Source organism: Cellulomonas bogoriensis 69B4 = DSM 16987 (assembly GCF_000767165.1).
Taxonomy (GTDB): domain Bacteria; phylum Actinomycetota; class Actinomycetes; order Actinomycetales; family Cellulomonadaceae; genus Actinotalea; species Actinotalea bogoriensis.
In genome coordinates, this window is sequence record NZ_AXCZ01000375.1 from 1 (window position 1) to 896 (window position 896).

The 896-nt window shown below is 76.7% G+C and carries 1 protein-coding gene and 1 pseudogene; both read right to left on the reverse strand.

Annotated features, from left to right (window positions below; all coding sequences use genetic code 11):
* The coding region (locus tag N869_RS15515) for a hypothetical protein (RefSeq protein WP_035063180.1) at positions 1-380 on the reverse strand (380 nt) is incomplete at its 3' end.
* Positions 381-426: 46 nt separating this feature from the next.
* Positions 427-896: pseudogene (locus tag N869_RS18125) on the reverse strand (hypothetical protein); the annotation flags it as partial.

The following is an 896-nucleotide window of genomic DNA, read 5'->3' on the forward strand; positions in this document are numbered from 1 at the left end:
GGCAGCGGCTCGGGGTCGGCGATCGGGACCCACCGCAGGACGCCTGCGACCCGGCGGGCCAGCGCGCCCAGGCGTCCGAGCGCCCCCAGACCCAGTGCCAGGGCACCCACGTGTGCCAGGAGCACCGGCAGGGCCACGATCACGACGATCCCGGCGACCTGGCGACCGTCCACACCCAGGGCGAGCGTCCCGGTCGGGCAGGCGCTGTCGGCGTGCAGCAACGCCAGGCGCACGCCGAGCGTGCCCACCAGGCCCTCACCGGACACGCACTGGTGCAGCAGCACCGCGCCGCTGCGCGCGAGAGCGACCCCGAGCGCGCCCACCACCGCGATCGCGGCGGCGAGCACGAGCCACCGGTGGCTCAGCTGCGCACGGTCCATGGTCACACGATACGTCGCCCCGCCAGGAGCTGGACAGAGCCTTCCGTCAGGCCAGCGCGGGCGGCCCGGGCAGGGGCCACCACACCGTCGCCGGGACCGGCCCCACCTGCAGCGTCAGGACCAGCAGCACCACGCACACCGCGAGCGCCAGCGCCACCAGGGTCACCGCCCCGGCGCTGCCCGGCGCGACCCCCGCCAACGCCCAGCGGGCACCCTCGCGGGTACGTCGGGACATGGGGCCGAACCACAGCACGACCAGCGCCACGGCGACGACCGCCCCCAGCGCGAGGGGTGTGACCCACGGAGCGTTGCCGGGAAGCTCGCCGGGACCTTCGGGGCCCGGAGGGACGACGGTGAGGAACCCGTTGTGGGCGGCCCACCAGCCCAGACCACCCAGCACGACCCCGGTGCTGAGGGCGACCAGCGCGGCGGGCAGCACACCCAGGACGGCGCGCAGCGCGTACCAGGGCCAGGTGAACGCCGCGCGCAGGCCCTCGCCGCGGCGGTGGCCACGCC